This is a genomic window from Nitrosomonas sp. H1_AOB3, assembly GCF_015709435.1.
Classification (GTDB): Bacteria; Pseudomonadota; Gammaproteobacteria; order Burkholderiales; family Nitrosomonadaceae; genus Nitrosomonas; species Nitrosomonas europaea.
Map to the genome: position 1 here is coordinate 700,673 of NZ_CP054389.1, position 26,963 is coordinate 727,635.

The 26,963-nt window shown below is 51.5% G+C and carries 19 protein-coding genes, 3 tRNA genes and 3 pseudogenes; 17 read left to right on the forward strand and 8 right to left on the reverse strand.

Annotation, left to right across the window (positions count from 1 at the left end):
- Positions 1–48 precede the first annotated feature (48 nt).
- Positions 49–1,290 carry an exonuclease SbcCD subunit D C-terminal domain-containing protein gene (locus HRU73_RS03390; RefSeq protein ID WP_287399458.1) on the reverse strand — a complete coding sequence of 414 codons (1,242 nt, stop codon included), beginning with the start codon at positions 1,288–1,290 and terminating at the stop codon, positions 49–51.
- A gap of 31 nt (positions 1,291–1,321) precedes the next feature.
- Positions 1,322–2,095: pseudogene (locus HRU73_RS03395) on the reverse strand (IS5 family transposase).
- A 236-nt stretch (positions 2,096–2,331) separates the two neighbouring features.
- On the opposite strand from HRU73_RS03395, the gene HRU73_RS03400 reads away from it, so the two are divergent.
- Both HRU73_RS03400 and galU read left to right on the forward strand, forming a co-directional pair.
- Complete coding sequence (locus HRU73_RS03400) at positions 2,332–2,685, forward strand: hypothetical protein (RefSeq protein ID WP_287399460.1); 354 nt, start codon at positions 2,332–2,334, stop codon at positions 2,683–2,685.
- A gap of 350 nt (positions 2,686–3,035) precedes the next feature.
- A complete protein-coding gene (galU, locus tag HRU73_RS03405) occupies positions 3,036–3,926 on the forward strand; it encodes a UTP--glucose-1-phosphate uridylyltransferase GalU (RefSeq protein ID WP_281870775.1) in 891 nt (296 codons plus the stop codon).
- 808 nt (positions 3,927–4,734) lie between these two features.
- Here galU and HRU73_RS03410 read toward each other — a convergent pair.
- Both HRU73_RS03410 and HRU73_RS03415 read right to left on the reverse strand, forming a co-directional pair.
- Positions 4,735–5,409: an RloB family protein gene (locus tag HRU73_RS03410; RefSeq protein WP_287399462.1), complete on the reverse strand. Its 675-nt coding sequence runs from the start codon at positions 5,407–5,409 to the stop codon at positions 4,735–4,737.
- Entirely contained in the window at positions 5,409–6,677 is a 1,269-nt protein-coding gene (locus tag HRU73_RS03415) for an AAA family ATPase (RefSeq protein WP_287399464.1), read from the reverse strand. The genes HRU73_RS03410 and HRU73_RS03415 overlap by 1 nt, the downstream gene beginning before the upstream one ends.
- Positions 6,678–6,724: 47 nt before the next feature.
- Here HRU73_RS03415 and HRU73_RS03420 point away from each other — a divergent pair, with 47 nt between their 5' ends.
- The 9 genes and pseudogenes from HRU73_RS03420 to HRU73_RS13375 form a co-directional block, all read left to right on the forward strand.
- Positions 6,725–6,970 (forward strand): hypothetical protein, encoded by a 246-nt coding sequence (locus tag HRU73_RS03420; RefSeq protein WP_287399465.1) that lies wholly within the window; start codon positions 6,725–6,727, stop codon positions 6,968–6,970.
- 722 nt (positions 6,971–7,692) lie between these two features.
- Complete coding sequence (locus HRU73_RS03425; RefSeq protein ID WP_281870779.1) at positions 7,693–8,865, forward strand: nucleotide sugar dehydrogenase; 1,173 nt, start codon at positions 7,693–7,695, stop codon at positions 8,863–8,865.
- Between the two features lie 174 nt (positions 8,866–9,039).
- Positions 9,040–9,960: a glycosyltransferase gene (locus tag HRU73_RS03430; RefSeq protein WP_287399467.1), complete on the forward strand. Its 921-nt coding sequence runs from the start codon at positions 9,040–9,042 to the stop codon at positions 9,958–9,960.
- Positions 9,961–10,232: 272 nt separating this feature from the next.
- Positions 10,233–10,436, forward strand: coding sequence for a hypothetical protein (locus HRU73_RS03435; protein WP_287399468.1), 204 nt, complete (start codon positions 10,233–10,235; stop codon positions 10,434–10,436).
- 359 nt (positions 10,437–10,795) lie between these two features.
- Entirely contained in the window at positions 10,796–11,041 is a 246-nt protein-coding gene (locus HRU73_RS03440; protein WP_425595633.1) for an H-NS histone family protein, read from the forward strand.
- A 283-nt stretch (positions 11,042–11,324) separates the two neighbouring features.
- Positions 11,325–11,456, forward strand: a pseudogene (locus HRU73_RS03445) (IS481 family transposase); the annotation flags it as partial.
- Positions 11,457–11,621: 165 nt separating this feature from the next.
- A complete protein-coding gene (locus HRU73_RS03450; RefSeq protein WP_287399469.1) occupies positions 11,622–12,389 on the forward strand; it encodes an SDR family NAD(P)-dependent oxidoreductase in 768 nt (255 codons plus the stop codon).
- Complete coding sequence (locus tag HRU73_RS03455; protein WP_287399471.1) at positions 12,379–13,704, forward strand: LTA synthase family protein; 1,326 nt, start codon at positions 12,379–12,381, stop codon at positions 13,702–13,704. Before HRU73_RS03450 ends, HRU73_RS03455 begins: the two co-directional genes overlap by 11 nt.
- Positions 13,705–13,848: 144 nt before the next feature.
- Positions 13,849–14,007: pseudogene (locus HRU73_RS13375) on the forward strand (transposase); the annotation flags it as partial.
- Between the two features lie 24 nt (positions 14,008–14,031).
- Here HRU73_RS13375 and HRU73_RS03465 read toward each other — a convergent pair.
- The gene (locus HRU73_RS03465) at positions 14,032–14,691 is read right to left on the reverse strand and encodes an IS630 family transposase (RefSeq protein WP_502709303.1); all 660 of its coding nucleotides are present in this window, start codon (positions 14,689–14,691) and stop codon (positions 14,032–14,034) included.
- The gene (locus tag HRU73_RS13525) at positions 14,600–14,851 is read right to left on the reverse strand and encodes a winged helix-turn-helix domain-containing protein (protein ID WP_502709304.1); all 252 of its coding nucleotides are present in this window, start codon (positions 14,849–14,851) and stop codon (positions 14,600–14,602) included. Before HRU73_RS13525 ends, HRU73_RS03465 begins: the two co-directional genes overlap by 92 nt.
- A gap of 360 nt (positions 14,852–15,211) precedes the next feature.
- On the opposite strand from HRU73_RS13525, the gene HRU73_RS03470 reads away from it, so the two are divergent.
- The 4 genes from HRU73_RS03470 to HRU73_RS03485 all read left to right on the forward strand — a co-directional run bounded on the left by HRU73_RS03470 (position 15,212) and on the right by HRU73_RS03485 (position 17,571).
- A tRNA-Pro gene (locus HRU73_RS03470) sits at positions 15,212–15,288 on the forward strand.
- A 44-nt stretch (positions 15,289–15,332) separates the two neighbouring features.
- Positions 15,333–15,409, forward strand: a tRNA-Arg gene (locus HRU73_RS03475).
- A 51-nt stretch (positions 15,410–15,460) separates the two neighbouring features.
- Positions 15,461–15,536, forward strand: a tRNA-His gene (locus HRU73_RS03480).
- A gap of 241 nt (positions 15,537–15,777) precedes the next feature.
- The gene (locus tag HRU73_RS03485) at positions 15,778–17,571 is read left to right on the forward strand and encodes a gamma-glutamyltransferase family protein (RefSeq protein WP_287399473.1); all 1,794 of its coding nucleotides are present in this window, start codon (positions 15,778–15,780) and stop codon (positions 17,569–17,571) included.
- 8 nt (positions 17,572–17,579) lie between these two features.
- On the opposite strand, the gene HRU73_RS03490 is transcribed toward HRU73_RS03485, so the two are convergent.
- A complete protein-coding gene (locus HRU73_RS03490) occupies positions 17,580–19,910 on the reverse strand; it encodes a fatty acid cis/trans isomerase (protein ID WP_287399475.1) in 2,331 nt (776 codons plus the stop codon).
- A gap of 169 nt (positions 19,911–20,079) precedes the next feature.
- Positions 20,080–22,869, reverse strand: a complete 2,790-nt coding sequence (glnE, locus tag HRU73_RS03495; RefSeq protein WP_287399476.1) for a bifunctional [glutamate--ammonia ligase]-adenylyl-L-tyrosine phosphorylase/[glutamate--ammonia-ligase] adenylyltransferase — start codon at positions 22,867–22,869, stop codon at positions 20,080–20,082.
- On the opposite strand from glnE, the gene HRU73_RS03500 reads away from it, so the two are divergent.
- Together HRU73_RS03500 and HRU73_RS03505 are read left to right on the forward strand one after the other, a co-directional pair.
- Complete coding sequence (locus HRU73_RS03500) at positions 22,856–23,068, forward strand: hypothetical protein (protein WP_287399477.1); 213 nt, start codon at positions 22,856–22,858, stop codon at positions 23,066–23,068. The genes glnE and HRU73_RS03500 overlap by 14 nt on opposite strands.
- Before the next feature lie 4 nt (positions 23,069–23,072).
- The gene (locus HRU73_RS03505) at positions 23,073–26,951 is read left to right on the forward strand and encodes a YhdP family protein (protein ID WP_287399479.1); all 3,879 of its coding nucleotides are present in this window, start codon (positions 23,073–23,075) and stop codon (positions 26,949–26,951) included.
- Positions 26,952–26,963: the final 12 nt, after the last annotated feature.

Sequence of the window (26,963 nt, forward strand, 5' to 3'; positions counted from 1 at the left end):
CTGCCAAACCCTGAAATTGGATTTCCCGAGTGAGTTGCATTTTGATGGCTATTCAGCCCTGATATCCTCTTCATCGAGAGAAACGAGGGTTTCCTGATAGGTGCGCCACAGTTCTGTTCGCTGTTCCACCGGGATGGCCGCGGCTGACAGACAATGCTCGAATACCTCGTTGACACTGAGCTCTTCCAGTGTTCCGCCATCATCGATCTGATCGAGTATCTGGTTCATGATCCGGTTATTTCTGATGCGCAAAATTTCCAGTTGTGACCCCTCGATGGCTGATTGCAGACGTTCCTGCAGATCGGTGATCATTTCGTCGCCTTCATAATTGATTTCCAGCCAGGCGCAGGAGTTCGCTGCAGAAAGCATGGAGATCCTGTCTGAGATTACCTGCCAGTTTCCTCTGATACGTTCAAGCGGCTGGAAAACCGGGATATTGATCAGGCTGACAGCAGGGCGGGTTGCAGAAATCTGCCGGTTGAATTCAATCAAACAAACGCTCTTTTCCTGATCGGCCTCACCGAAGCCTATCGGCAGAGGAGAGCCACTGTAGCGCATGACGGAGGAGCCATTGACACGTTGTGGAACATGCAGGTGGCCAAGCGCCAGATAATCGATATCAGGTGGAAAAATTCCGGCCGGAACATGCGCCAGTGATCCGACATACAATTCCCGTACGCCATCGCCTTCAACAGTCTGTCCGCCGGCAACAAACAAATGCCCCATCGCGATAATCGGGATGGACGATGAAAGTGCAGTGCGCTGCAGCCTGGCCAGGTTGATTACCTCGGCATAATGGTCACGTATTCCCTCGACCAGTTTGCGCGATTTGTCTTCTATACTTTCTCCCGCCTCTGCCGTGCGGATATCCCGATCCCGCAAATGTGGAACGGCGCAGGCGATCAGTTCCGCATTACCCTCCGGATCATGGAGAACCAGTATTTCATCTGCCGGGTTGCCGGACAGGCTGCCTGTGACGTGCACATCCAGTGCTCTGAGTAATTCCCGGGGAGCGCTGAGAAAGGAAGGAGAATCATGATTCCCCGCGATGATGACGACATGCCGGCAGGTGGAGGCAGCAACGCGGTGCAGAAAACGGTAATAAAGCTGCTGTGACCGGTTGCCCGGGGTACTGGTATCAAAAATATCACCCGCAATCAGCAATACATCGACTTGCTCCTGCTCGATCGTTTCCACCAGCCAGCTGAAAAAGGCTTCAAATTCATCATACCGTTTGCGGCCATATAAGGTCTTGCCGATATGCCAGTCAGAGGTGTGAAGAATTTTCATGAGGTGATTAGGGAATGATTATATAGCGTAGTCACAAGATATCAGCCCAGAGGGCGATACATCTAATTTGCACGACAGCAAGGAAAGAAGAGGTGTTTTTGGCGTATCTTGTAGCGATGCCACGCCATCTTTTGAGATGAAGAAAAGCATTTTCGACGAGATGCCTCAGCTTATACAGTTATTTATCGTAAGGTCTTTGTATTTTTCGATTCTTTTTTGGCGGGATAACAGCTTCCATTCCCTGTTTTTCCGCCTGTTCAACAATGGCATTACTGTCATAGCCACGATCTGCCAGCAGATGATCTGCATCAATCCCTTCGATCAGGCGGCCAGCCTGCGTGCAATCAGCAGTGGTACCTTGTGTAACAAGGATTCTGACCGGCATACCATGCGCATCCACGGCCAGATGTATCTTGGTGTTGAGCCCCTTTGTCCGATTCATATCCTGATTACCTCCTCTGGCTCCACTGGCGTGTGGATGAACTTTACAGTGACTGGCATCCATTATCAGCCATTCATAATCTGGATCATCAATCAGGATTTCCATCAATTTTTCCCAGATACCTTTGTCACGCCAGCGAATGAAACGGCGATGAGTATTGCTCCAACCCCCGTAGTCCGGCGGTAAATCCCTCCATGGGGCTCCTGTCCGTATAATCCAGAAAACAGCATTGATAAACTGACGATTATCTGTGGCTACCCCTCCCCATGCCCCTCCCCATGCCCCTTCTCGGCCTGGTAAATGCCCCTCAAGTAGCGACCATATCCTATCTGAAATATCATGCCTGCGATGTGAATGTGTCATGCGAGTCCCTTTAATTTCTTAAAAGGATCTCATATTTCTTATCTCATGACTACACTATCTAGCAGGCAAGACAGAAATTACTGGCCTATCAGAACAAGAAAGGGCTGCTTTCACCCCAGGCAACTGCGGAGAGCCTCAATACCCTCATTGCCAAACTGGAGGAGCAGCGTGCTCAGCTCAAAACGCAGCTGGCATCTTTACCCAGGACGCTGGATCGTAACCACCCCAATTTGGTAATGCTCAGGCAATCCCTGGCGGCCATCGATCGGCAGATTACCGATGAAAAAGCAAAACTTGCCAATCCCACAGGAAAAACCCTGAATATCACGATGGAAGAATTCCAGCGGCTGGAAATGGAAGTTACCTTTGCGCAAGAACTTTATAAAGCGGCGCTCACTGCACTGGAAAAAGGCAGGATCGATGCCACACGCATGCTGGATAAAGTTTCCGTACTGCAGGCACCCACCCTTCCTGAATATCCGATGGAGCCCAAGCGTATCTATAACACCCTGGTTACACTGCTGTTTGCGCTGATGCTGGCTGGAATCCTGAAGCTGCTGGAAGGCATCATACTCGACCATGTAGATTGACGGGTTGCGTGACAAGCTCAATCAGGGAGCATCTGAAAAACGTCGGCGAGGCAGTCAGTTCAAGGCAAAAATCGGTGACGCAAGCAAAGCGTAGCGAACAGCCGTAAGGCTGGCCCGTAGGGCGAGGCGCTGGCGCCGAGTAAAAAGCGGAGTTTATACGTAATAAATGAGCATTTTGAGCTGATTTTTAACGCAGAAATGGCAACACAGGTAGTTTTTCCGAGGTTCCTCAGGGAATCTCTGATCAGCCCCTCCGCGAGACGCGATATAGTAGACAGGTTTATATGTGAGATTTGTTTGGAGGATATGTAAGTTGTTTTTACAACTGGTTTTCTGGAAAAGGGGGATGCATGAAAATTCGTAAAGCGGTTTTTCCGGTGGCGGGGCTGGGTACTCGTTTTTTACCAGCCACCAAGGCCAGCCCCAAGGAGATGCTGCCGGTGGTGGATAAGCCACTCATACAATATGCTGTGGAAGAAGCCTGGGCTGCTGGTATTACCGAAATGATATTCGTCACGGGTCGCAGCAAGCGCAGCATTGAAGATCATTTTGATAAAGCGTATGAGCTGGAATCCGAGCTGGAGCGCCGGGGAAAAACCGAGATGCTGCAGTACGTGCGCAACCTGTTGCCCGACGATATGAAGTGTGTGTATATCCGCCAGTCTGAAGCACTGGGTCTGGGCCACGCGGTGCTATGCGCCCAGCCGGCGGTGGGTGATGAACCTTTTGCTGTGTTACTGGCTGACGATTTACTTGAAGGTGACCCTGTCGTGATACGCCAGATGGTGGATGTGTACGAGTACTACAAGTGCTCGGTGCTGGGTGTGCAGCAGGTGCCGCGTGAAGATACGCGCAGCTATGGCATAGTGGCCAGCCAGCCGATTCGTGATGATCTGGAAGCAGTACAGTTCATTGTGGAAAAACCTGATCCGGAAGAGGCTCCTTCCACCATGGCAGTGGTTGGACGTTATGTACTCACCCCGCGCATTTTCCATCACCTGATACGGTTGGGCAAAGGCACCGGGAGCGAGATACAGTTAACCGACGGTATTGCTGCGTTGATGCAGGAAGAGCAGGTGCTGGCCTATCGTTACAAAGGCCAGCGTTACGACTGTGGCAGCAAGATAGGCTATTTGGAAGCCACCTTGGCTATGGCGCGTAAGCACCCTGAAGTGGGGGCGCAGTTTGAACAGCTGTTACAGTCGTTTCAGCATCAGGGAAACTCTGAAGAAAGTCAGTGAAGTAGTCAGCCCAAAGCGAGAGTCAGCGAGAAAGTGGAGTTTATACGACGTGATAAATGAGCATTTTGAGCGCAACTTCCAGCGCAGGAATGGCAATACAGATGATTTTTCAGGTGCCATGGCAGAGTTTTATCCTTTTGGTTTTCGCCTTTCCCAGCGATTTTTTTGTCCGACGGGATCTCACAGAGTGGCCTGATAAAAAATGAAAGCCGTAAATAGCGGGAGAATATATTGCTATTTCAACAATAACTGATATGAGAAGTTATGCGAAATTACCCGTTTGTACAAAATCGTTAAAGGATGAATGATGTTTCTGCTGTTCACTAACGAGATCATTGAACGTATCAGCAATGTTTTACTTCTTTATCTGGTAACTTCAACCGTCGTTGATGAAGTAGTGCCTGGATCGGCTGCGACGTGGAGAAAAAAGTTATATCTCATCTTTTCCCTCATTTTTTACTACAGTATCTGGGTGAGCACGCTAAAGAAATTACAGGCCATAGGAAAAAGACGTTATTAGCATGGCTTGTCTTGCATGAGCCGGTCTTTAGAAAAGCGTTGATTAAATCAATAAATATCATGAATGATGCATCGCGACAGGTTGCCATAGGCGTAGGCGCTCCCCGGAAAGAAATCAGAATCAACCACTTGAATTAATTCTGGAATACTCATCGACACCAACAGCTGCTGTTACGCTCTGGCAGGGTCAGCTGATTTTCTGCTGTCATTTTTGCAAGCGTATCAAACATCTCGTCAATGTAAGGAATCCTTGCTTTTTAATTCCAATACTGACCAGTTCCCGTGATATTCAGCCACGCAACGTCGTCAGTAGTTTGACCAGATCCACGACGGCGGTGAACGGCTCAGGATCAGTATGTGCTGAAAATCGCTGAGCCAGTTGTTTGGCACGTTGAGTGGCTACGGCCAAGTGCTCGCGTGTGATGGTGAACGTGTTGTCGCTGCCTTTTACATAGTCAGGAATGTGCCGTTTCAGACGGCGCATCACTTCATCGCGGCGCAACGGAGCTTGAATATCTTCAAAGTGCAGCAGCAGCCACAGCTCGAAATTGGGCACCGAGGTAATAGTCTGAAATGTGACCGACTGCCGGGCATCGTTCCTGAGCTTGCCGTTGAGCTGATCGGCCAGCGCTAAGGCATCGTCATAGCTGCCGTGGTCGTCCCGGTCAAAGACCGCGTAGATCTGCTCGAAGGCGCACCGCTGGATGCTTTTGTGGCGATCGCCGTTTTCGAATAATTCCTGGGCGTACTGCACCACCTGAATCGGCGCGGCACCCAACTCGCTGGGCTGGACTTCCACGTTGGCCGTGTGAAGACGATAGGCAGCACGGATTTCCCGGAAGTAGTTCGGTTCTGTCTTGCTGCCTTCGGAAACAATCAGGATGCGATCATAGCTCGCACGTCGTCCTTGCTTACGCTCCAATTGCTTTTTCTGGCGCACCGAAGGAGCGTTGTCGAGGGCCATCAGTGTTTTTTCCCAAGGGTAGGGCTGAGGAAAGGTACGCCGCCGTAACGTCCCATGAGATAGCCACGTTCCAATGCTTCATTTTTGCGCGGGCTGAATTCTGACAAAGCTACCAGACTGGATGCCTGATCACGATTTTTCTCGACGAACCAGATCTGATCGCGTCGCAGCAGATCGGGTGCATCCAGCAGCGAGGTGTCGTGGGTCGTGAAAATTAACTGCGCGCCACCGGTGTTGATATCTGGACAGTGAAACAGCCGCACCAGCTTGCGCACCAGCAAAGTGTGCAGGCTGGTGTCGAGCTCGTCGATCACCAGCGTCAGCCCCTTGCTGAGGATATCCAGCACAGGCCCGGCCAGAAACAGCAGATTGCGTGTGCCATTGGATTCGTCCGACAAATCAAATATGGCTCGCTCTTGTTCGGTGACGTGGTGAAAGCGCAACCTGTGCTCCTCCACCTCTTCCGTACGCACTTCGGTTTTACCAGCCACCAGATCGAAATGCACCGCCTGGCCGGGCACTTTGCGGGTTTCCACATCGATGTTGGCAATGCTGATGTCAGCAGCAGACAGGAAATTACAGATTTCTTTGCGCCCCTCGTCCTGCTTGAGCTTCTGGATGGAAATTTGCGGATTGAGCTGCGCCTGCTCGTTAAAGATGATCAGATGGTTGATGAACCAGTCAAACACCGGACGCAAAGCCTCACTATTGAGCTGCACGGCCATCGACAGAAACAGCGAATTCGGGCGAGTCGCACCCTCCCATACATTCTTTGGCCCCTTCAGGCCCGGGCCGAAGTCATATACATCTTTGCTGATATCGGCATCAAACTGGCGCGTAAACCAGCGCTGCGGTTTGAAAGCCTTGTAGACCAGCAGATGCTCACTGACGATACGTTGCGCCGTCATGGCAAAGCCGTACTGGTAGCGCACACCATCGAGCAGGAAAGTGATTTCGAACTCGCTGGGTTGGTTGGCCGATTGGGCATCGAGACGGAAAGGTTGCACGGCAAAGCTCTGGCCGGGCTGGATCACAGTCGCCGACTCGGCCACCACGCCGCGCATGTATTGCAGCGCTTTGATGAGGTTGGACTTACCACTGGCATTGGCACCGTAGACTGCAGCACTGCGCAACAGGAGAGGAGCAGCACTAATGCCGGTTGTCAGCGTATTGGTGTCCTGCAAAGTCTTGTCTTTGGATGCAACCAGACTGAACACCTGCTCATCACGCAGACTGTGGAAGTTCTTGATGCGGAACTCGACCAGCATTGTATTTTCCTGTTAATGTAATAATAAATATGTATTATGTCAAATTTATGCAAAATACCAAATTATTATTTGGTGTCATTTGTTTTTGTGAGAAGTATAAGATCGCCAGTGGATGGCGTGAATCAGGTTTAGTATCAAAAAAGAAAAAAATGAAAAAGCAAGACAGCGCAGTCGTCGAAGCAATTCGAGCCAAACCATTAACCATCTTTGCGAACGCCAGCGGCGTGAAGCAATCCAGTCAGTCGATTGCAGAGGCGTTGGATCGCCACATCACAAAAACGGGGGCAGATTAAACATTCGGCAGGATCAATCGCGGGCGGCGCGGCACAACTGCTCTCGTCAGAATAAAGTTGCAAGCCTATCAGAAGATCGTGGTCTGCCCTCCGTTTACTATTTACCAAAAATAACGGTGAAGAAATTATCGAAGCACAGCAGGATAAAATTACTACGCAGGTTTTGAGAAGTGGTTGAATAGATGTGACTACACTATATAGGTTCCCGATCTAAAGTATCTACAATGATTATTCGGGAGAGTGGGTGTTGTAAAGCAGGAAGTGGGAAACAGGGAGCGTGATGGTTGAGAAGCCGCAGCGAGAGCGCAGACTTCCTCTATAAGGCTGCCGACTTTCACGCTTCCGGGTATGAACGCTGTATCTGCCGGAACGATGCCACTCTGAATATCACCTGGCCGCAGCTGCAAACAGTACCGTTGATGTCTGCCAAAGGTGCTAAGGAACCTCTGAAAAACTACCTGCGTTGCTATTTCTGCGTTAAAAATCGGCTTAAAATGCTCATTTATTATGTATAAACTCCGCTTTTTACTCGGCGCCAGCGCCTCGCCCTACGGGCCAGCCTTACGGCTGTTCGCTACGCTTTGCTTGCGTCACCGATTTTTGCCTTGAACTGACTGCCTCGTCGACGTTTTTCTGAGGTTCCCTAAAGGGAAGTCTTTTATTGAAGCTGAGGTATTTGATTAAGTTGCCACGCACTACTCACCAATTTACTACTTACTGAAATGAAAAAAATAACTATCGCTGGAACTGGTTACGTCGGTCTTTCCAATGCCATGCTGTTGGCACAGCACCATGCAGTGACTGCATTGGATATTGATGCACATAAGGTGGAGTTGTTGAATAACAGGCAGTCTCCTATTGAAGATGCAGAGATTCAGAATTTTCTCGCGCACAAGCCATTGAATTTTTGTGCTACGCAGGATAAGCAGCAGGCTTATGCCGAGGCGGATTGGGTGATCATTGCCACACCCACGGATTACGATCCGCAGACCAATTATTTCAATACCCGCTCAGTGGAGTCTGTGGTGCGTGATGTGTTAGCTATCAACCCACGGGCGGTGATGGTGATCAAGTCCACCGTACCAGTGGGTTTTACCCGGCGTTTGCGAGAAGAAACGGGTAGCGGCAACATCTTCTTCTCGCCCGAGTTTTTACGTGAAGGTAAGGCGCTGTACGATAACCTGCACCCCAGCCGCATTGTGGTGGGTGAGTGCTCAGATCGTGCTCAGGTATTTGCTGATTTGCTGCGTGAAGGCGCTATCAAAAAAGATGTACCCGTGTTGCTGACTGACAGCACCGAGGCTGAGGCGATCAAGTTGTTTGCCAATACTTATCTGGCAATGCGTGTGGCGTTTTTTAACGAGCTGGATACTTATGCTGCTGTGCACGGATTGGATACACGCCAGATTATCGAAGGCGTAGGGCTGGATCCGCGGATAGGTGGCCATTACAACAACCCCAGCTTTGGCTATGGTGGTTATTGCCTGCCCAAGGATGCCAAGCAGCTGTTGGCCAATTATGCCCAGGTACCGCAAAACCTGGTGCAGGCCATTGTGGAGGCTAACCGCACACGCAAGGATTTTGTGGCGGATGACATTGTGCGGCGTAATCCCAAAGTAGTGGGAATCTATCGGCTGGTGATGAAAGCTGGTAGTGATAACTTCCGTGCTTCCAGTGTGCAGGGTGTGATGAAGCGGCTTAAGGCCAAGGGAATCGAGGTGGTGGTATACGAGCCGGTTCTGGATGCGCCGGATTTTTATAAATCCCGTGTGATCAGGGATTTGGCCGCATTCAAGGCGATGAGCGATGTGATTGTGGCCAACCGCTGTTCAGCACAGCTCGATGATGTGAAAGATAAGGTTTATACGCGGGATTTGTTTGGTAATGATTTGTGACAAGATCAGTGCAGGGTTTTAAATCTCCGAAGTTACCAAGTATTCTGTTTTTCAACGTTAATGGCTCCGGTATGGGGCATCTGAACCGTTGTCTGGTGTATGCGCAACAGTTGAAAGGCCCGGGTACGCCCTGTTTTCTTTTCTCTGGCATCTGCTATTGAAATGATTGAGGAAATGGGGTTTGAGGCGGATTATTTTGTTTCTCATTTCTGGTCGGCCAATGCTTCGTTTCACTGGAATAGTGAGCTGACTTTCCGTTTTGGGTTGATGCTGGAGCGGGTACAGCCAAAGGTAATTGTGTTTGATGGTACCTGGCCGTTCCAGGGATTTCTGGCCGCGTGCAAAGTGCATGGTACATCAGCCCTGGTTTGGTCTAATCGTGGCTTGCTTAAAGAAGATGTAATGCACGCGCCGGCGGATGAAAATCTGTTTGATCTGATTATTCAACCGGGTGAGCTTGGCGCAGTGAAGTCTGAGTTACCGCTTGAGGGTGGTGGTAAACGGGTAACGGTGCCGCCGGTATGTTTGCTGGAGTCTGAAGCGTTACTGGATAGAAAGCAGGCCCGCAAAGCACTGAATTTGCCGGAAGAGGGGCGTTTTGCCCTTTTTTCACTTGGGCCGGGCAATCTCAAGGATGTCAGCGGGATCGGCCATGGTTTGATCCGGTTGTTTACAGCAGCAGGCTTTCAGGTGATATGGGCGCGGGCACCGATTTCTGTGCGCGATGTTGAATTGCCATCCGGGGTGAAATCTGTTTCTGTGTATCCTCTTGCGCGGTATCTCCGTGCTTTTGATGTTTTCGTCGGGGCGGCTGGCTATAACAGTTGCTGTGAGCTGGTGCAGTCGGGTATTCCGGCGCTGCTGGTGCCTAATGATAAGTTGGCGGATGATCAGGTGCGCCGCGCGCAGATGGTGGCTGAGCTGATTCCAGCGGTGGTGTCGCCTTGCGAGACGGATACACAGCGCAGCGAGGCTGTCGCAAATTTGCTGAAAATGCTGGCTGATACCCCTGCTGAGAAGCCAGAGATACAGATGAATGGCGCTGCTTTGGCAGCAGAGGAGATTCTTGCTTTGCTTCCTGTGATGAAGAGATGATGGATGTCGTCGAGGCCACACGTATTTTGCGAAGAGAGTTTGGTGTCTGGGGGAATCGGTTGGATCGATTTTTTCTGGCGCGTTATAGTTTGCTGGCAGATAAGCCACTGAAGGATTTTGGGAGTCGTCTGCAGCATCGGTTAAGACAATTTTAGTATTCATTCACCTGGTACCACCACGGGTGGTACGGAGAGCGTGGCTGCCAACCATCAAGCACAGTTCTTCTGCCCCTGATGCCAGAGCTCTGTTAATCTGGGCTCTCGGTATGGAGCGTGATTCGTTACGTAATGCTTGCCTGGTTTTCGCGTCTGCGTTGGATGGTGGAATATCTGCCGGAGCTCGAAGGCAAGGGGTTGCCTTATCAGGAAAGAAAGCGCGATTATCTGGCGTGGCGTTATCGGGATGCTGTTGTTGTGCCTGCGGCGGCCGGTCTGCTGGATGAGGAGAACTGGAACAGATTGCTGCAAATGGAGTGAGTAATGATTCAGGGATAAATCGGAGAGTTTTGAGAACGGATCGGAATGGTTCGCGAAGAAGAGCTATCTGTTATTACCAGCGATATCAAAGCAAAGATTGAATGGTATGACATTACTTCTGCGGAAGATTTATATAGGGTGGCGGATAGAAATGCTCCAAAACTAAAGAAGTTGCCGTGTACAGGTTAATAATGTATAGAACTGCAAGCCCCATTGCTAACGGGGTATTCCGTGGCAGAATACTCTTCCATTATTCGTCATTACGTCACAGAATCTTGCAAGGAAAAAATTAGAAAATAATTTAATTATCGAAAATGAAAAACTTAACTTATATCGAGATTCAGGAAGAAATCAGGAAATTGCAAAAGCAGGCAAATGAAATTCGTGCGAAAGAGATAGCCGATATTATTGCGGATATCAAAGTCAAGATTCAGCTATATGGCATCACTGAGAAAGATTTAGGCTTTGGTGAGAAGCAGAAAAAAATGATTTTTCCTCCTTTGTATAAAAAAGGTAATCGGACCTGGTCGGGGCGCGGGCGTCAGCCCGGGTGGATAAAAGAGCACCTTGAAGCAGGTGGGAATCTTGAAGAACTGTTGATGTAATTAATAAGCCTGTTTGAAGCAAGGTTGGGTTTGCTGATGACTATATGCGAATTCTAATCACAGTACTTGTGAAGTAGTTTTAATTAATCATGCAAATTGTAATTGCAATTTGCATGATTCCACACACAACTCAATAACATACAGAGTTTGGATAGCATTCAGCGTTTTGTGCGCTTATGTGCCGGCTGTGCCCGGCAGATACTCAACCTGTCCATTGCCTGCCGTCGATTGCGATATCACTCATAACATCGCCAAGGTCTGGATTTCTGTACTGGAAATCAGCTATGCCAATGACCAGATCGAGCACATGAACCGTACCCTCAAGGAAGCAACTGTCAAACGATATCATTACGAAAATCATCAACAGTTGCGAGAGCATCTCTACAACTTCCTGAATGCCTACAACTTCGCCAGATGACTCAAAACCTTACGAGGACTCATACCTTACGAATATATCATCAAATGCTGGCGATTCTGGCGGCTGTTCAGAAAGGAAATTATTTCCTGATACCGCTGAATTTCACTGTGTGTGTAGGTTTTGGCATGGTTCTTTTCTGGTCCTGGCGGGGAATACGTGGAAATGAGCAGGCTACCTGATAAAAGTGGACGAAGTATCCTGATTACTGGTGCAACAGGGGCGATTGGTGCTGCACTGGCAGAAATATATGCGCAACATGGCGTAACACTTCATTTGCAGGGTCGTAATGCGGTAAAGCTGGCTGAAGTGGCGGAACGCTGCCGTTTGAAAGGGGCGCATGTCCTGATGCAATGTCTGGATTTGCGCGATTCCGTTGCTCTGCAAGACGGGCTGAAAGTGCTGGAGCCACTCGATCTGGTGATCGTCAATGCGGGTATGAATACACATGTTGGTTCTGCAGGGGAATCTGAGCCGCTGGATGAGGTGGAGGCCTTACTGGATGTCAATCTGAAGGCTGCAATGGTTATTGTGCATGCTGTGCTTCCATCCATGCGAATGCGTGGCAGCGGACAGATTGCTTTTGTCAGTTCTCTGGCTGCGTATTTCGGTTTGCCCGTCACACCGGCGTATTGTGCCAGTAAGGCAGGCCTCAAGGCGTATGGTGAGGCGCTGCGTGGCTGGCTGGCAAGAGAGGGGATCAATGTCATCATGCCGGGGTATGTCAAGTCACCCATGTGTGACGATATGCCGGGTTCAAAGCCTTTTCTGTGGCCGCCCGATCGTGCGGCAAAAGTCATAAAACGTGGCCTGGAACGAGATCGGGCGCGTATCAGTTTTCCCTTTCCGTTGAATTGGGGTGCCTGGTGGCTGGCAGTACTGCCAGCTTCTGTTTCCATTCTTATCGTTCGTTTACTGGGTTATGGTGGCTGAGGAAAGCTTTATTTCAGTATTGACCGCTTCACTGGCGGGTCTGGTACTGTCGGTAATCATTGAACGCCTGATGGTTCCACGTCCGGTACTTGCGAGACCCTGGGCGGCCTGGGCATTACATGGCGGATTATGGTTTCTGTCTTATTCTCTGATAACCCTGGTTTCAGGTCGTCCATGGTTTTCTGTTGCGATTGTTTCAGCTTTTATGCTGATGCTGGTGTTGGTGAATAACGCCAAGGTGAAGTCGCTGCATGAACCTTTTGTTTTTCAGGATTATGAATACTTCACTGATGCAATCCGGCATCCGCGTCTTTATATTCCGTTTTTAGGCTGGTGGAAGTTTCTCGGTGCGGCAGCCGGGTTTATTCTGGCTGTATCCATTGGATTATGGGGAGAATCTGTTCCTGAACAACAATTTATATTGTCCGGTCAGTTGGGTGGAATCCTGGTCTTGTCTCTATTGGGGATACTGTTTCTGCTGGCGGGTAACCATGAATCACTCCCGGTAAGTTTTAATCCGCGGCAGGATGTCGTTGCACTGGGTTTGCTGGCCAGCTTCTGGCGTTATGGACGGGAGGAAAGAACTCCCTTGAAAATACCTTCCCCATTTGATTTTTCTGTATCAGAACGTCAGATGAATGATTTGCCTCATCTGGTGGCTATCCAAAGTGAATCTTTCTTCGATCCCCGGCCGTTGTTTCCAGGGATCCGACCGGATGTACTGGCTGAATTTGATCGCCTTAAGAAAGAGGCTTTATTTCATGGCAGATTAAAGGTACCTGCCTGGGGAGCCAATACGGTACGTACCGAATTCGCTTTTCTTTCCGGGATTGGTGAGGATGGGCTGGGTGTCCATCGTTTCAATCCCTATCGTGCTATAGCGGCCGGCTGGAACATCCCATCACTGGCATCATTTCTAAAGAATCTGGGTTATCGTACGGTTTGTATTCATCCTTATCCGGCAAGTTTTTATCGACGCGACCGGGTATACCCCTGCCTCGGTTTTGATGAATTTCTCGATATCCGTACATTTGACGATACGATGCGGTCTGGCCCTTATATCGGTGATGCTGCTGTCGCTGATAAAGTGGGTGCTATTTTACGAGATGCTGCGGGCCCGCTCTTTATCTTTGTCATCACCATGGAGAACCACGGGCCGTTACATCTTGAGCAGGTGGCTCATTCAGACATCGAGTCGTTGTATACCGAACCGCCGCCCGCGGGCTGTGATGATTTGACGATTTATCTTCGTCACTTACGTAATGCTGATCAAATGGTTGCCCGATTGCGTCAAACATTGGCGGAATGCAGGTAGCCTGCAAGTTTGTGCTGGTTTGGAGACCATGTACCGATTATGTCGGCTGTGTATGAGATTTTTGGCAAACCTGGTGGAGAAGTAGAGTACGTATGCTGGAGCAATCAGGGTAAAGCAGCATTCTGCGATGCCAATTTGAGTGCGAATACCTTCAAAGTTATGCCCAAACGCTGGATCGTCGAGCGTAGTTTCGCCTGGCTGGAGAAGAGCAGAAGATTATGGAAAAACTGCGAGCGTAAGCTCAACACCAGCTTACAGTTCATTCATCTGGCTTTCCTGGCATTACTACTTAAAAGATCGTAAACAGGTTCTTAGAGCATTTCTCGTTTAGTTAGACACATAGCCGGAGTTGGTGAAGTAGTTGCGGCATTCCTGGGGCTGGATGGTCTCAACGATGCGTCCGATGGCGGCCCAGAGAGCATCAAAAGATCGTTCGGCGGCTTTACGCAGGAGGATTCTGATTTTGGAGAAGACCTGCTCAATGGGGTTGAGGTCGGGAGAATAAGGTGGCAGATAAAGGATTTCTGCACCTTTGTCCTTGATCATGTCCCGCACGCCGGCAACCTTGTGGCTGCTCAGGTTGTCGCAGATGACGATATCACCTGGCTTGAGTGCAGGGCAGAGCTGGGTTTCCACATAAGCGAGGAAAGCTGCGCCATTCATGGGTGCATCCAGACACCACGGCGCAAGCAAACCGTCAAGATGCAGTCCGGCAACGAAAGTCATGGTTTTCCAGTGACTGCCGGGAGCATGGTCATAGCATCGCTCTCCCACAGGGCAGCGGCCATGCCGCCTCGTCATGTCCGTGCTTGCTCCCGTTTCATCGAGAAAGATCAGACGAGCGGGATTGCAGGTCTTTTGCCAGTCTTGCCAAATGAGCCTTGCTGCCGCCACGTCAGCACGCTCTTGTTCGCTGGCCCACAGTGTTTTTTTTATAACTGTATCCCAGCGAGCGGATAAACCGGTCAACCGAGGAAACGTGGACACGAATCCCTAAAGTCTCTTCAATCCAATCGCGCAGCTGCGCAAGCGTTATGTCCTTATCCTCCAGAAGCTTGCCCTTGACCTCTGCAGCATGGGCTCTCAACGCATGACGCCGGTAGCCCCCAATCTTGCGCGGGGAAACGCTCCCTTCCCGTCTCCACAAGGCAGGTTATCTTCGATACAAATGACGGGCTGACTGAATATTTATCAGCAACAGCCCTGATACTCAGACCCTTGTCCGTGTCCGCTACAACTCGGCGGCGCAAATCCTCAGAATAAGCTTTCGGCATCTCTCACCTCCATCCCTATCCTTTCTTATTTTAACTCACAGGGGAATCTCTTCGATTCCAACTAGAAGAAAAACGCTCTAGAGAACTTGGCCTCATAAGCAATTTGAAATCACTCTTTCAGTAAAAAATCATTTCTTAACGACAGAGAGTCAGGAGTAAATCAATTTTACTGTTGTATGGATGTGGAGTTTGATTGACGCTGGGCCTGTTAATCGGTATAGTGCCGACTTTTCCGGGGTGTAGCGTAGCCTGGTAGCGCGCCTGGTTTGGGACCAGGATGTCGGGAGTTCAAATCTCTCCACCCCGACCAGTTTTCGTGTCATTGATACGGGCCAAAGCCCGGTTTGAGTAGCAGTGCCCGTAGCTCAACCGGATAGAGCACCAGCCTTCTAAGCTGGGGGTTACAGGTTCGATTCCTGTCGGGCACGCCAAAACTGATCAGATCTGTCCTGATCAGATCAAGTTAGTCTTTCAGATCCATGGTGGCTGTAGCTCAGTTGGTAGAGTCCCGGATTGTGATTCCGGTTGTCGTGGGTTCGAGTCCCATCAGCCACCCCACTATTCTTGGAATTAGATCAATCGTTCCGGACTGATCATTTCCATATCATTCTGTTCTCCGTCAGACTATTTTGAACGGGTTCTGAGGCATCTCTCCATCAAGTATCCAACGTCTGGTACGCGAAATGTTGGGATTATTCCAGTATCAGCATGTGAGATTCAGATATTTTCCGGTAACAGTTCCGCGGATGAAGGCCATGATCATCATTATCGCGCGCTAACTCCATAGGAGAGAATTTCTATGTGGATTTTTCGCATCAAACTGGCCACCTTACTCTTAACGGTACTACTGGCTGCATGTAACACTCAGCCCGCCCGCCTGAACTACACCGTTCCGGTTCAACCGGAAGGTTCGTCCGGTTATACCGAAAAACCAGGCTGGCAGACTGCTACGTTTGCCGTGGCGGCCGCCAATCCGCTGGCGACTGATGCGGGTTATCAGATCCTCAAGGCTGGAGGCAGTGCCCTGGATGCCGCCGTCGCTGTGCAGATGGTACTTACGCTGGTTGAACCGCAATCCAGTGGCATTGGTGGTGGTGCGTTCCTGATGTACTTTGATGGCGAATCGGTCGAGGCATACGATGGCCGCGAGACTGCTCCTGCTGCAGCCAACGAAGATCTGTTTCTCAAGCCTGATGCCAAGCCCATGTCGTTCATGGAAGGTGCTGTGGGTGGGCGCTCGGTCGGCGTACCTGGTGTTGTTCGCATGCTGGAGCAGGTACACCAGCAGCACGGGAAACTGCCCTGGGCTACTCTGTTCGAGCCTGCCATCCGCCTGGCCGAGCAGGGATTCAAGGTCAGTGCCCGTCTTAACACGATGCTGGCTGCGGATCGATACCTCAGGCAAGATCCGGAGGCTGCAGCTTACTTCTACGACAGTAACGGGCAGCCGTGGCCGGTCGGGCATGTTCTCAGGAATCCTGAGCTGGCTCGGGTGCTGAGAGGTATTGCGATGCATGGCTCCATGGCATTGCTGGAAGGCCCGGTGGCTCAGTCCATCGTCGATAAGGTGCGTTCGCATGTTACTAATCCGGGGGAGATCACCCTGGCTGATCTGGCCGGGTATCAGCCACGCAAGCGCGAGCCACTCTGTCACGATCATGCCGTACCGCCGAAGGTGTACCGGCTGTGTGGTTTTCCGCCACCCGGCTCTGGTGCCATCGCCATTGGCCAGATATTCGGCATCCTGCAAAATACGCCCGGTGCTGCGCTGCCTTTGGGTAGCGACGGCCTGCCGACGGCTGACTGGTTGCATTTCTACACCGAGGCTGCACGCCTGGCATTTGCCGACCGCGCGAAATATGTGGGTGATCCCGACTTCGTGGCACCGCCCGCAGGCGCCTGGACGAGCCTGTTATCTCCGGGCTATCTGGCCGGGCGGGCGCGACTGATCGGTGATCGGCCGATGAAGGTAGCCCGACCCGGGCAACCGGAAGGGATGCGAATCAATCTTGCCCCTATGCCTGATCAGCCGGAATACGGTACCAGTCATATCAGTATCGTCGATGCTCAGGGGCATGCGGTGGCGCTGACCACCACCATTGAAAATGCTTTCGGCTCGCGGCAGATGGTCAGGGGTTTCCTGCTCAACAACGAACTGACCGATTTCAGCTTCACGCCACGCGATGCGCAGGGGAACCTTGTCGCCAATCGTGTGCAACCGGGCAAGCGTCCCCGTTCATCCATGTCGCCCACTCTAGTGTTCGACAAAGCCACCGGCCAGCTCGTCATGGTCGGCGGCAGCCCTGGCGGTGCTTTCATCATCCACTACATCGCAAAGATATTGTGGGGAACCTTGCATTGGGGCCTGAATATGCAGCAGGCCATTGATCTTCCCAACTTCGGTTCAGCAAATAATCTCATATTACTGGAGGAAAAAGGCTTTCCTGCTGCAGCCGTCGAAGCACTCGAAGCCAGGGGGCACGATGTTCAGGAAATGGATATGACCAGCGGTCTGCAAGCCATCCAACGAATTCCTGGCGGGTACTTTGGCGGGGCTGATCCGCGCCGTGAGGGCGTGGTCATGGGTGATTGACGGTTTCCCTAAAAATTCTCATACCGGTTGATATCGAAGATTCCCGCCTGTAAAGGTTGCTGCTGTTTTTGCCAAGCGGTGATGTCGTGCAGAATTTCCCAGAATTGCGGATGCGTGCGCCGTATTCCCCAGGTTTCCACGATCTGTTCAAAGTTCTTCGTTTTTCCTGCTTTGCTCAATTTCGCTACGAACTCCCCAACTTGTGCAGCAGGAACATCAAATATGAAATTGGGATAGCTGCCGGTAATGCCGGGATAAACGGTAATGCGGTCTTTTTCAGGCTGATAGCGCAGTTCTTCACCCAGCATGAAGGCGACATTACTGTGAGCGCGATCTCTCAGCAGGGTATAAACGGTGCGTTCATTCTGTCCATGCCGGATGCGTACGAATGTCACTTCCGGAAGCTGGCCGATTCCCGGCAGACTGGCAGCAGGCTGTGCCGCAATGCCTGATAATGCACGATCAGCCTGCTGTATCCAGTGCGGCTGGTCAATACGACTGCAGTTTCCTTGTTCGCAGCGATTCAATGGATCATGTGACATGGTGTTAATGGACTGGAAACGTTCAAGCATGTGTGATGCCAGTTCCAGTTTCGGGTTTTCTGTGACGAAGCGCTCTGCTGAGGGAGATCGATCGTCAATATCCTCGTAAACGATGCCGAACTTCAGTTTGCCCAGATCCTGGTACCAGTCGTTCAATACGGTTTTACGCTGCCCGGCTGGAAGCAGACGCACAAAATTCTGTTCCGAACCGTTACGGATCAGATCGAAGTAAAGCCGGGTCAGGACTTGATGTGCAACGTTGCCGAATACATTGAAATTGACGACCAGCTGATAGTAGGTCTGCTCCAGTAATGGATAATCCATCAGCCAGATGGTCTGCGGAACAGCACCGGCCAATCCTCTTACGACAGAAGCACTATTGTGATGGCGGAAAATGGTCAGCAGCGCATTTTCGTTGTGACCATCACCATTCCAGATATGGGCCAGTGACGCGCCCTGTGGTTGTTGCGTAACATAACGTTGCTGGCGCAATGCCAGATAATCATTGTGGCGTTTGAGATAGCGCAACCAGTTCTCGCCGGCATCGAGCAGATCATCATCCTGCCCGGGGATTCCCAGCAAAGGGATGGCCTGGCTTCGATAGGTGTCCTCTGTAATGAAGAGATCGGACTCCGGGGACTGAAATAATGTCCAGAAATGATCGCGTATGACATCGGTTGCAATCTGGCCGCGGCAGACCGGGCCGTGAATGAAGGTGCGCACAAAATACTCTGCTTCGTCCAGCATGAACTGGTAACGTGCACGCGCCGGTATGGCGGCAAAAGTGACAAAGGGATTGGAACGTTCCGTATAGTCATACCCTGGCAGATCTCCCACGGGCCAGTCTTCACTGAAAAACAGTTCACTGATGCGCCTCAGTTTCGTCTGATCGAGTGGATAGCTGATACGCCGTTTGTGCACGATCGTGCCCGAGATCGGACGCAGGCGGTAAAAGAATGGCCCGCCCGGATCACTATTCGGGCTGACTGTGGCAACAGGGATGATGGCTTCGCCGGATGGGGTGGATGAACGCAGCAGTTCAAAGAAACGGGGCTCATCGCCTGCTTCCGGAAAATACAGGTAAGCCAGAAACAGGTGTTCGTACAGCCAGCGTGCTACCAATCGGCCACGCTTGTCATCCCGGTTGAACAGCGTTTCCCATGTCCGGATCGTTTGTTCCTCATCCCGTGTCAGCGTAACGGGTTCATCTGTCACTGCTGCTCCCTGATTCAGCCATCCGGCCAGGAGTGAGTATTCCCGATCGGTCAGTCCGCTGGTGCCAAACGGCATACCTTCAAATGGATGATCATGCGCATAGTCGGGAAACTCTTCTTCTGAGACACACTGGTTTTTGCGTGCGAAACCTGTTTTGATCGAGTCAGGCAGCTTGCTGTTCGGCGGAAACGGGTACTGTTTCCCCAGAGTGATCATATTTTTCAGCAGAGATTGAGCGTGTTCCCTGTCTGATTGCAGCACAGAATAAAAACCCCGCTTGCGCCAGCCAGCGACGGTGAGTTCGTCGATGCCCAGGCGGGTAGGTTTCATCTCCGTGGTGCGTGCACTGCTGTATACCGGTTCCTGAGAAGCGCCACGCAGCAGACTCTCGGCACTTTCCAGTTTGAGCTGACAGGGTGCATCAAAACAGCTGTGGCAGGAAAGGCACTTGGTTTCGATGATCGGCTGGACTTCTTTTGCAAAAGAGACCTGATGCCTGGCAGGTGCCGGCAAATCAGCAGGAGTCGGAGTAGGGTTGTTGTCGAATAATAGAGGCTTGCTGTCCTGACATGCAGACAGCATAAAAATGAGGCTCAGCAAACACAGGAATGGATAACATGCACGCACTGATAAACTCCGGGGTGAAACAGGCCGGGAGGATTCTATCTCATTGCCTGTATTACCGAAAGCCGGAAACTCAGAGAGGTGGGGTGATATCGGCGGTGTTGACCACTGTTTGTAACCGTCGTCTTCATGTTCCGAAAATATCTTCCCATAGTTGAAACACTGCCTGTCTGGCATCGCTTAAATGGTTGTTTGCTACCCGTGCAAATTTCTGAGATACATCTCTGGACAGAGCTGTGCCGGCAGGTTCGGGCGTGCCACTCAGTCTGAGCTGATGTTGTGTTCGCCTGAGCTCACGGTAGGCGGTGAGTGCTGCGGTTGCTTTCCCGGCGGAGGTCAATCCAAGTTCTCCGGCAAGCTTCAGCAAGGCAATGTTGCCGATATTGCCGGTCAGTTGCGGGTAACGGTGCGCATATCCCAGCACCAGGTATTGAACGATGAATTCGACATCGATGATGCCGCCGCGGTCGTGTTTGATATCGAACAGCGGAGTAGGATTGGGATGTGCTTCCAGCATTTTGCTGCGCATCATCAGAATCTCCCGTTTCAGTTTCACCAGATCGCGTGGCTGGCACAGCATGTTTTTGCGCATCTGCTCGAACATTTCACCTGCTTCACGGTCGCCGACGACGAAGCGTGCTCGCGTCAATGCCTGATGTTCCCATACCCAGGCTTGTTCGTACTGATACTGGGTAAAAGCCTCGATAGAATTGACCAGCAGTCCGCTGGTCCCGTTCGGGCGCAATCGCAGATCGGTCTCGTACAGTATGCCGGCGGAGGTATGGCTAGTGAGCCACAGATTGATGTTCTGCGCCAGTTTGGTATAGATTGATGCAGCATCGGGATGATCGTCCCGGTAGAGAAACACGATATCCAGATCGGAGGCGTAGCCCAGCTCTTTTCCTCCCAGCTTGCCGTAGCCGATGATGGCAAAAGCGGGCAATTCCCGATGTTTCTTTTTCAATCCCTGCCAGGCGAGTTGCAGCACATTGTCCAGGATGAGATCGGCCAGCTCGGTCAGATGATCGCTGAGTTTTTCCAGTAACAGATCCCCTTCGAGATCGGTGACGAGCAGGCGAAATACCTGTGCATGCTGGAAGTGGCGCAATACATCCATTTGCCATTCGACCATTTGCACTTTAGGGATGTTGACGTGATGCAGCTGGTGAGTGAGCTCGGTTTTGAGTGCGGGCCAGTCGGGCAGGATGTGCAGACCGGATGACGTAAGCAGTTCGTCCAGCAGGATCGGGTGTCTGCCAAGATAATCACTCGCCCATTGACTGACGCTGGCCAGTTTGGCGACACGCGGCAGTGTTTGCGGATGTTCCTGCAGCAGAGCAAGATAGGCTGGATATTGCCCGATTTTTTCGAGTAACCGCAGTATGCGTTCCAGTGTGATGTCGACAGGCGGGAAGCGGGCGATCACCTCCATCAGTGTGGGCATCAGTTCGAATATGCGTTCCTGGCTGGAGTGGGTCAGTTGCCGGAAAAATGTGCTGTCGTAAAACTGCCGGACGCGCGCGGTAATTTTGCCGGGATCGAGGTATCCCAGTGTTTGCAGTTGTTTGCTGAAGGCTTCGACCGTTTCATGATCGCCGGACTGTTCCGGTCTGATCCGGGCAAATGTATCGTGTCGGGGAGATTTGCGGCGGGCCGCAAAAATCTGTTCGAAATGACGGGTAACGTTCTGGCGGTGCAGATCGAGATGATCGAGGAAATCGCCATAGCCGGTAAATCCCATACTTCTTGCAATCAATGTTTGCTCATCCGGATGTTGCGGCAGATTCTGGGTTTGCTGGTCATCGAGATATTGCAGGCGATGCTCGAGTTTGCGCAGGAAACAGTAAGCTTCGGTCAGTTCTTCGATCGTCTGTCCGGGAAGGGGTTGTTTCTGCCGCAGCCGTCGCAGGACACCCAGTGTGGGGCGAATGCACAGATCGGCATCACGTCCGCCCCGGATCAACTGGAATACCTGAGTGATGAATTCAATCTCCCGGATACCGCCAGGGCCCAGTTTTATATTGTCGTGCAGCTCGCGCCGATCGACTTCCTTGCGTAACTGCGCATGCAGACTGCGCATTGCTTCATAGGCTTCGAAATCCAGATATTTGCGGAACACGAAAGGACGTACGATCAACTCCATCAGCGTGGCTTCGGCCACCGATGAGCCGGTGATGACACGGCTTTTGATCCAGGCATGCCGTTCCCATTCACGGCCCTGCGTGACGAAATAGTCTTCGAGCATGGGCAGGCTGATGGCAAGCGGACTGTTTTCACCGTGCGGGCGCAACCGCATGTCGACACGAAATACATAGCCGTCCACGGTATAATCGCTCAGGCTGGCAATCAGCTTGCGCCCCAGCCTGACAAAAAATTCATGATTGGTGATGGATTTTCTGCCATCTGTTTCACCATCTTCGGGATAGATAAAAATCAGATCCACGTCAGAGGATACGTTGAGTTCGCCACCCCCCAGTTTTCCCATGGCCACGATCAGTAACTGCTGTTCCGTGCCGGTTTTTTCTCCGGTCGGTTTGCCAAAATGGCCGGGGTGCGTCATGGCTGTGTGGAGAAATTCCAGTGCAAACCGGATCGTCGTATCCGCCAGTGCGGTCATGGTCGTCATGACCTCGTTCAGATCAGCCAGTCCGGCCAGATCACGCGCGGCCAGCCGCAGGATGACGCATTTGCGCAACTGGCGCAATAACCGGTGCAGATCTGCCTCATCTTCGAGAGAGATTGCAGGATGCTGCAGGAAGTCGAGCATTTCCTCCCATAAAAAGGGATTCGGTAATTGATCCAGCAGTTCCTGCTGCAGGCCGGGTTCGCTTGCCAGCGTCCGTTTCAGGTACCGGCTGTAAGGCAGAATACTGGCAACTATGGATGCAGCCCGGGATGAATCAATGGGTGTGGACATACGGAATGAACGGTTTTGTGTCTGGTTATGTCATGAAATGGTGGAACACATGGGTGAAACACAGATTCGTACCATTTTTACGGTGATGAACGATCATTGCGGCAATAATATCTTGCCGGAGAGCGTAAAGACTGCCATTTCTCAAATGGAAGGCAAACTTCAGAAACGGATGGAATACCGGGTGATGGTTTTGTATTGAGCTTATGCCGCATTCTTTGTTACGTCATTGTACGGTCTGCCTGGGTTGGGCGGGCCGAGGTTTTCTGCTGGTGGCGATACTTGCCTGTCTGCTATTGCTTGCGTTGCGCTACTGGATTCTGCCTGATATCGGAAAATACCGCTCTGATATTGCCGCAGCCATGACGCGTGTTGCCGGGCAACCGGTACGGATCGATTCCATCCGGGCCAACTGGGATGGTTTGCGCCCGCATTTGTCGATGCAGGGGGTCAGTGTGTCAGATCGGCAGGATGAGCCGGTGCTGGTGTTTCCGGAAATAGAAGGGACGGTTTCGTGGCGATCACTATTGCGCGGTGAACTCAACTTTCATGAAATCATCATTGACCGGCCTGCATTGGTGACACGCCGGGATGTGAAAGGCGTTTTGCATATTGCTGGCGTGACACTGGGTGAGAATCAGCAGGAAAGTGGATTTCTTGACTGGCTGCTGCGTCAGCGGCGTTTGATCATCAGGCAGGCCGTCATTTACTGGCAGGATGAATTACACCGCCGCCCGGTACATTATTTTGAATCGGTCAATTTGCATCTGCAGAACAAACGGGGAGGCAGACGTCATCAATTCGGATTGCAGGCACATTCATCCGACCCATTGTTTTCCCGGGTGGATCTTCGTGGAGATGTTACCGGTGATTCTGTCCGGACGTTGTCAGCATGGCAGGGACGTCTGTTCGTCCAGTTACAGGATGTTGATCTGGGAAGCTGGCAGGAATGGATGACATTGCCGGCTGATCTGGTACTCAAAAAAGGAAAAGGCAGCATGCGTGCCTGGGCGGATATCCGTGCCGGCAGCTTGGCAAGGTGGGTGTCGGATATCAGCCTGCGAGGTACAGCGGTTCATGTTGCCCGGCAGTTGCCTGTACTGGAGATCGATCGGTTGCACGGTCGCTGGGGGTGGCACGAGACAGAAGATGCAAAGGGGGTAAATCGACAATGGTTTGCTCGTGGTATGAGCATCGAGCTCAACGGTTTGCCGCTGACCGGGCCGATCGATGCATCCTGGCGCGTGCTGAACCCGAAAGATGGTGGATTACCCGTACACAGTCTGCAGGCCGGCGGGCTGAGGATGGATGTGCTGATGAGACTTGCTGCCAGTCTGCCGGTAGAAGAAGCTTTACATGAGTCTTTGTCCAGGTTGTCTGCGCGTGGGATGGTAAAGCATGTCAATCTCGAATGGCGAGGTGATTGGACAAAAAAACCACCTTTCCGGATAAATGCCGGTTTCAGTGATCTCGCCGTGCAGTCGTTCGACGACTATCCCGCATTCAGCGGTATCAGTGGAATCGTTGACGCTACTGAGGCGGGAGGTTCCCTGTTCCTGTCTTCAAAAAATGTGGAAATCAGCAAGTCGCAGTCGCCTGGCGAGAAATTCCGCTTCGACTCGCTGATCGGACGGGTGGATTGGAAAACCGCTGCTGATCATGCCGTAACCCGGATCAAATTCAGCGATATCGCTTTCGAGAGCGATGCAGGAAGTGGCACTCTGCAGGGGAACTGTGCCTTTGACAGAGAGATGCCTGCACGGATCGATCTGACAGGCGGTTTATCACACGCCGACATGCATCTTCTCGGCGAATATGCCACCTGGATGGCGGATGAAACCTGGAAGGATAAACTTGATAAGGCAACCCTCTCAGGGAAATTGAGCGATGCAAAGTTCCAGTTCATGGGGTTATTGAACGGCCGGTCTGTTGATAAAAAGGACGCATTCTCCATTCATGCAGAAACTGCCATCAGTAATGCCGGTATTAAGATTTCCGATGACTGGCCGGAGGTTTCCGATATGACGGGGCGTGTTTCGATACAGGACGGTGCGCTCGATCTGTCTCTTTCTTCCGCCAGTGTTGCGGGCATCCGATTGCAAAAGTTCATGCTGCAGTCGGATGACGTGTATGCAGACCGCCCTGAAATCAGGATAAAAGGCATGGCGGAAGGAGAGAGCGGAGAGATGGCCACTCTGTTACGCAGGGTAGATGTGGGTCCGAATGTCGGAGAATTATTGGGTCAGGCTGAATTTTCCGGGAAGGGGAGACTGCAGGCAGAGGTGGTGTTGTCGGTTGCTCAGGAAAAATTTTCCGTTACCAGAATGCAGGGGCGTTACCAGTTCGTCGATAACCGGATCGATCTTGATCGCTATATTCCCGATTTTCACCAGGTCAACGGCTCACTGGTCTTTACTGAGTCCGGTGTGGTACTGGAAGGGATTCGTGCTCAGGTAATGGGGGGGGCAGTCGAGTTTTCCTCTGCTTCCCTGCCTGAGGGAGGGGTACGTATCACTGCTCGAGGTCGGGCTGATTTCGACCACTTTCGGCCGGATGCGAATCTCGTCAAACGAGTTGATTTATCGCAGTTGTGGACACAATTCATACGCGGCGGTTCAGCCTGGCAGGCTGCAGTGGAGGTTGAATCGGGCAAAGTCGGTATCGTGGTCGAATCCTCGCTGGAAGGCGTGGAGCTGATGTTCCCGGCACCTTTTTCCAAGACTGCTGCGGAAGTGATTCCCGTGCGCCTGGAAAAAGTTTTTACCCTGCCGCGTGATGATCATGTGCATTTTCATTATGGCGATATCCTGACAGCGGAATTTCAGCGTATACGCGAAAAGGCACATTATTATCATCCGGTACGCGGGATAATCAGTTTTGGCGGGCATGGTACATTGCCGCAGGATCGGGTGACCCGGGTGGAAGGTTCGGTGTCCAGGCTGGAATGGGATCAGTTACGTGAGTTGTTCAAGAGGCATGCCGGGATGGATGCTTCGCTCGACCATACTGCGCGCGGGTTGGATAATATTCTGACCCGGTCGGTACAGTTCGATTTGCATATCGGTCAGTTTGAGTTTCTGTCCAGCTATTTCAATGACACTCATTTTTCCATCGACAGGCAGGGTGAAAGCTGGCGGGTGGATGTTTCCAGCCAGGAGGTCGACGGCAGGATAGACTGGCAGGCAGCATCTCCACAGAAAGTTGTGGCACGTCTGAGCCGGTTGAAAATACCGGAGGATGCGCCAGAGAATATTCTGACACCCCATAAACATGATCCTCCTGGAGATTGGCCGGCTGTAGATATCGAAGCCGATGAGCTGTTCGTAAAAGGCGGGCTGCTGGGCCAGATGAAACTCAGTGCCGTGCAAAGGCAGGATGGTTGGCTGGTCGAGAATCTGGATATCAGACACCCGAACAGCAGGCTGCAGGCCAATGGATTATGGGAAAATCATAAACCGCCTTACCGGATGTACAGTCACATCCGACTGCAATCGAGTAATATCGGAAAACTGTTCAAGCGCCATGGTTATCCGGGACGTATTGCTCGCGGTAAAGGGGTGCTGGAAGGAAATCTGGATTGGGCGGGCAAACCGTTTTCAGTGGATTTTGCAACGTTGTACGGCAGTCTGCAGCTTGATGCGCAGCATGGGCAATTCACAGAACTGAAACCTGGGATTGGTAGATTACTGGGGGTTTTTGACCTGAAATCCTTGCCTCGCAGGCTGACATTGAACTTTTATGATGTATTCGGTAAAGGATTCGGATTTGATGAACTGAACGGCCACATCAGTATTAAGAGTGGTGTTGCTTCGGTCGATGATCTGTATATAGCGGGCAGTGCGGCAGAGCTTATCCTGAAAGGGGAATGGGATTTGGTAAACGAGACACAGACCTTGAATCTGAAAGTGTTTCCCTCGTTCGGACTGGCAACTCCCATCGCTGGAATTGCGGCCATGATTGCCAAGAGGGCTTTGCAGGATCCTTTTGATCGCGTGCTGCTCAATGAATATGCTATAACTGGGAGTTGGAGTGACCCGGTTGTCGTCAGGCTGGATGAAGAGCGAGACAAGGTTGAGCAACCTTAGGGAACCTCTGAT